This is a genomic window from Vallitalea sp. (assembly GCF_025211055.1).
Lineage (GTDB): Bacteria > Bacillota > Clostridia > Lachnospirales > Vallitaleaceae > Vallitalea.
The window spans coordinates 1-5,332 of sequence record NZ_JAOARO010000015.1 but is presented as its reverse complement, the minus strand read 5'-3'; the positions used below and the strand labels follow the sequence as shown (position 1 = coordinate 5,332).

The window sequence follows — 5,332 nt, the reverse complement described above, 5'->3', positions numbered from 1 at the left end:
TATCGTACATGTTCTACTACTTTGACCTGAGCTGGTATAATTTTTAGTTCTTTTCTTATTTCCTTGCTCATTTCATGAAGTGGACCATTACATGCAGGACATTCTAATTCATCTTCTGATAACTTATATTCAATGACTTCTTGTTACCAGAAACGTTGACAGAAATTTTATAAAACAAAGAACGTATCTTCTATAGCAAATTGCTGTGATAATACGTTCTTTTTACTTATTAGAAGATAGTCTTATATGGTATAGTCTATAACTCAAGTTATATGCATAGTGTATGCAAGTGTTCTATCGGAGACTAAGATATGTCGATCCCCCTCTAGTCATTGTTATTAACAAGAATAACTTCATATCAAAGTAGGGTTTATTTCAATTCTCAATAATATATAGTAGTGTTAGATTTATCATGCCTAAAAAACACACCTAGACATATCATTTTTAAAATTCTTAATATGCCGTGTTAATGTCAGGTGAAGTTATATTAAAATTAGATCAAGCCAAACAAACCTAGGTGGATATTAAAGGCTTAATACAATAAAAAATTTTAAAGGAGAGATGAAAAATGTCAAAAGATTTTAATAACCCTACTAGAATTAATCTTAATAATTCATACATAGGGAACTTAACAACATATGGCGATAATTGGTTTTATACTGAATTTAATCAATCAGGAACAGCAGTATTTGAAGTAGTACCTTCAAGTGGGCTTAGTGTTAACTTGTACATTTACGACAAAAATGATAATAATTTAGCGATAAGTACATCTGGTAGTCAAGGTGATTTAGAAAGAATAGAGTATAATGTAAGTGCAGGACAATGGATAAGAATGGATGTCCAATATGCATCAGGGGCAGGTAGTTTTGCACTTACCTGTAAAATGAAATCTGTTGTAACACCTCCAACCACTCCAGCTATAGTCAATGTATCAGGTACACATACTACGTATTATGGTCCAAATACAAGTTATATGAAGGCTGGAAGTGTTTCTAACGAAAGTGTAACGCTTTTATGGCAAGAGGGTTCATATTATTTTATTGAGTACAATATTTCTGGAAGTAAAAAGAAAAGAGCTTATGTAAGAACTTGGGCTATCCCTTCACCTGGAACAATTCCTTCAAGAACTTGGAACTCTACAGGAATAAGATACATTCTTAATGAAGGAGATGTATATACTTGTCAGGCATCAAGTCACAGTTCAAATAATACCCAAAGTAAAAAAATATGTACTATTGCTAAAGGAACAGAAGTAACATATTTTAGTGTAGAAAAACCTAATGGTTGGGCATTTATTGAATTTACATATAAAGATGGACAAAAAGTTAGAGGATATTATTGGGCAGGATTTATGGGAGGTAGTAAACCATATTTATCGGTAAATGATTTTAAATCATATAAAAAAAATTATACTATTCCAGCTGGATATTCTATGGCAGGATATACACTATCACAAGGGTTTAATGATAAAAGCACAAATAGAAAAGGACATTTAGGTTATGACATACTTGGAACTAAGGCTCGTGCATTATTTGCTGGAAAAGTTGTGGGACTAAGAACGTCATATGAAACGAATGATGGTTTAGGATTAGCTGTGGTGTTAGAACACACAATTAACAATCAAACTTTTTATTCGAATTATCATCATTTACAATCAATTGATAAAGATTTATATGATGGAAAAACTGTTTCTAAAAATCAAGAAGTAGGAACTATTGGTGATACTGGGTCGGAAGGAGCTACTCATCTTCATCTAGCAGTATATACTGACCAAAAAGAGAAAAGAATAAGTGGATATTGTAGTAGTGGTTCAGATCATCCATATACTTTTGAGCAAATAAGTAAAGTATATGAATATAAATCAGGTAACTACCCTAAATATTTTTATGGTACTACAAAAAGCGATTATAGTAATAAGTATCCTCGTTGTAAAGGGTTACGATTTTACGATCCTTATGGTGTAGTATCTACAGAAGCTAGAGTAATTAGCGAATATGAAAATACATTAACTTAAAAATACAAATCCAAAGGGAGCTAAAATATTAGCATTTTAGCTCCCTGGAAATTATTCACCTTAATAAGGGTAACTTGACTTCAATACTAAATGATAGTCATTATTAAAGATTGAATAGGTCTCAAAGTTAACAACTAAAGCTTCTCTTGATTCAAAGAGGAATTCATATTTATTATCACCATTAACATCTGCAATTAATAAATTGCTTAAAATAGAATAGTTAGATTCATTCCAATAATAGTTTGAATAGTATTTATCGTTTCCTTTTATAGTTGGCTTAATTTTAGGGGCTATATTCCATGAATCTTTTAAAATTTGAATGGTTGTTCCATCTTGATAAATAATAATATTATAAAAAGCAGTTTCGTCTATTTGAGTTTTTGATGATACAACAATTTCATTGTTTTCACCTAATTTATTATTGATAACAGTTAAATATTCCAATTCATTATCATCATCAAAATCACCCGAATAACAATATTTATAGTTTGGAATTATATCTGTAACTTTATATTTTGCAAACAAACTATCTACTGTTTCAGTCGTTTTCTTAGGAACATTATCTGTAAGAAAATAATTTCTTGGATAAGGATTTAATTTATTAGACAATACAAGTTTATTGCTTTTAAAATTAGGTAATTCCTTGTTTTTGTAATCAATTTCAAATGATATTAATAAACCGTTATCTGGATATGGAAGGTTATACAGGTTTTTATCCAGTGAAACAGGTAAATTAAATACGTAGTCTCCTTCTCTTTTTGGGATGGTTTTAGCTAACTCAATTAACTTTTTTGAATTCTCCATATCTTCTAGGCTATAATGAGCACTATATGGAAAGCTAATTTTTCTTGATTCTCCTATTAACTGTTTTTCGTAAAAAACATAAAAAGATGATTTTGTAAGGATATCACCAAAGGTTATTGGAGTGATAGATAAAACCTCCTTTATTGGAGAGCATGATTTCCAATAATTTTCTTCTTTATTATAACTACCTAGAAGAAAAGGTTCCCAAGCTATAATAGTATCTGAATCACTTAAACTATGATCTGATGAAAATTGTTGATTAGGTATATTTTTTACAGCTCTAGACATAGTATTTTGATTATTGTCACTATCTTGATTGTATGAGTTGTTTGAATCACTCAATTTTTTATCATTATCTTCCAAAAGATTGTCTTGATTATTCTTGCTTGTACAAGAACATATTAAAACAGATAATAATATAGTTAAAATACAAATTATAATTTTTTTCATTATAGATTCTCCTTATAAATGGCTTAACACACAATTTATTTATCTTTATCTGTAAAGATATCTTGAAGTAGTTTGATCTAGTAACATTTCGATTAAAAAGCTTCCATATAGTATTTATATCTAAAAATTAACTATTGGAATATACTGGGTTTCATGAAGGAAATAAATTATCCATTATATTATAAATCTTCTCTAAGTAATTATCCACTTTTTAACTGTTGCTTTATAAAATTTTATCAATAATAGAAATACTTATCTCTAAACCTACCTTATATAGATTATAATATTATTTCAAGTTTACTCATCCCCTTTGTTCGGGTGGCTTTTGGGTTCTTGACCTCAGAACAAAATCTTGAAATATATTAAGTATATGCCAACTACAGATATACAAAATATTACAGGAAGTAGACTTATTTACTAATTAACTCTAGGTCTCTTAAGTATGGTTACTTAAGTCTTTATCAAACCAAATTTCTTTACTATAACAATTAAAACAAGGTTGCTTCATATGACACAATTATGAAGCAACCTTGTGTTATATTTAGTACATTAATAAAAATGAAAGTCTAATTTCTATTTGCTCTGTGTAGCTTAATTCATTCCACTGCTCTAGTTGAGCAAAATCTTTCTTTAACCTATCATATGATTCCTTTAAGTCATTATACATAGGATAGTAATCTTCATAAGGTGCTAATTTTTCATCATACTCACTTATAACATTTCCCATTTCTTCTATAATCTTCTTGTTGTCGTCAGTATAAAGGGTTGGTACTTTTTCGTGTGCATTAGTTTCATCAACACCATCCGTTAATTTATCAAAGTTATCCTTATACTTGTTATAGCATTCAATATAAATCACTTTCCCTTCATTTTCTTCAGTTATATCAGTATTAGTATTATTTGCTGATGAATTGTTTTGTTTCTGACATCCGCTTATAACTAATATAATAAGCATTATAACAAGTAAAAATTTTTGCTTAGGTATCATTTTAATTTCTCCCTTATCTGCTTATCTAGTATATTTAATTTCCTGTTAAGTTTTTTCTCTGACTCGGAATAATTTTCATTCATGTCAATTATTCTATCTATATAGTTTGTAGATAAATATTTAATATTTTTTCGTGTAGTCTCATCATAATCACTTAAGTTCATATTATTTATGGTATCTTTGGAATTATCCAAGCGTTCTATAAATTTTTCTCTAGCGCCAACAGAGTTAACTAAATACTTATACTCTGTATTTTCTACATATAAGGCTTTGCTTACATTAATAAGCAGCGATTTTTTGTTATGCTTACTCCAAGCATTAAATAAATAGTCTTGTAGATAACCAGGCTCTATATTATCCTTATTGTGTTTATATAGAAAACTAGCAAAAGTAGTAACACCTACCGCTACAGGATTAGGACCTCCTACACTAACACCCTCTTGGAATGATTTATATAAATCTTCTACTTCTTTTATTATTCTAAGACCAACTTTAATCGCAGGTTCATTTTTCTTATTATTTACAGTAATGCCTAACTGTTCATACACTAGCTCCATCGCAGTTGGTTTAAATTGACGTGGCGCAAAAAGATCTCCAGTTATCGGCGTTTTATAAGCTTCTTCAACATAACGATTAGTAATCATATAAGATACTGTTTTAACATCGTGTATATATTGTGCAAGTTTTGAGTTAGGATCATACATGTTTACCCCATTAGTTAAGTCAATTGATCTATATGTATCATTTTCATTATTATTATTTTCTTTACAATGCCCTGTTGGGTCAGCGTAATTAATAGGGTTATTGGATACGTACGAGTAAAGGTTAAGCCCATCCCCTCTAAAACTATCCTCTTGTATAACCCCATTTTCCATTAAATCATTAATCCCAATCATATGCAAAGCTTGGAAAGTAGCTTTATCTAATTGACCTGTTACATCAACATTTAATCCTTTATCTTGAATATACTGTTGCAATTTCTTTATTCTATTCTCATTATAATAATATCTTTCCTTACCCAAAATACTCTCTGACTCTGATTTACTATATGTACTTATTACTGAATCATCCAATAC

General features: G+C 29.3%; 3 protein-coding genes and 2 pseudogenes. 1 reads left to right on the top strand and 4 read right to left on the bottom strand.

All coding sequences use genetic code 11. From position 1 onward, the window contains the following. Positions 1-140 (bottom strand): annotated as a pseudogene (locus N4A55_RS01965) (IS66 family transposase zinc-finger binding domain-containing protein); the annotation flags it as partial. A gap of 428 nt (positions 141-568) precedes the next feature. On the opposite strand from N4A55_RS01965, the gene N4A55_RS01960 reads away from it, so the two are divergent. Further along, on the top strand, positions 569-2,014 hold the full coding sequence (locus N4A55_RS01960; protein ID WP_293753733.1) for a M23 family metallopeptidase: 1,446 nt from the start codon (positions 569-571) through the stop codon (positions 2,012-2,014). A gap of 60 nt (positions 2,015-2,074) precedes the next feature. Here the strand turns inward: N4A55_RS01960 and N4A55_RS01955 are convergent, their stop codons facing one another. From N4A55_RS01955 to N4A55_RS01945, 3 genes and pseudogenes are all read right to left on the bottom strand, one after another. Continuing rightward, the gene (locus tag N4A55_RS01955; protein WP_293753732.1) at positions 2,075-3,268 is read right to left on the bottom strand and encodes a hypothetical protein; all 1,194 of its coding nucleotides are present in this window, start codon (positions 3,266-3,268) and stop codon (positions 2,075-2,077) included. Between the two features lie 541 nt (positions 3,269-3,809). Beyond that, the gene (locus tag N4A55_RS01950) at positions 3,810-4,256 is read right to left on the bottom strand and encodes a hypothetical protein (RefSeq protein ID WP_293753731.1); all 447 of its coding nucleotides are present in this window, start codon (positions 4,254-4,256) and stop codon (positions 3,810-3,812) included. Then, positions 4,253-5,332, bottom strand: a pseudogene (locus tag N4A55_RS01945) (hypothetical protein); the annotation flags it as partial. The pseudogene N4A55_RS01945 and the gene N4A55_RS01950, both read right to left, overlap by 4 nt.

What these genes read in the sequence shown, in the direction of transcription:
- N4A55_RS01960 (WP_293753733.1), top strand. Translation starts at nt 569, where the DNA reads ATGTCAAAAGATTTTAATAACCCTACTAGAATTAATCTTAATAATTCA.
- N4A55_RS01955 (WP_293753732.1), bottom strand. Translation starts at nt 3,268, where the DNA reads ATGAAAAAAATTATAATTTGTATTTTAACTATATTATTATCTGTTTTA.
- N4A55_RS01950 (WP_293753731.1), bottom strand. Translation starts at nt 4,256, where the DNA reads ATGATACCTAAGCAAAAATTTTTACTTGTTATAATGCTTATTATATTA.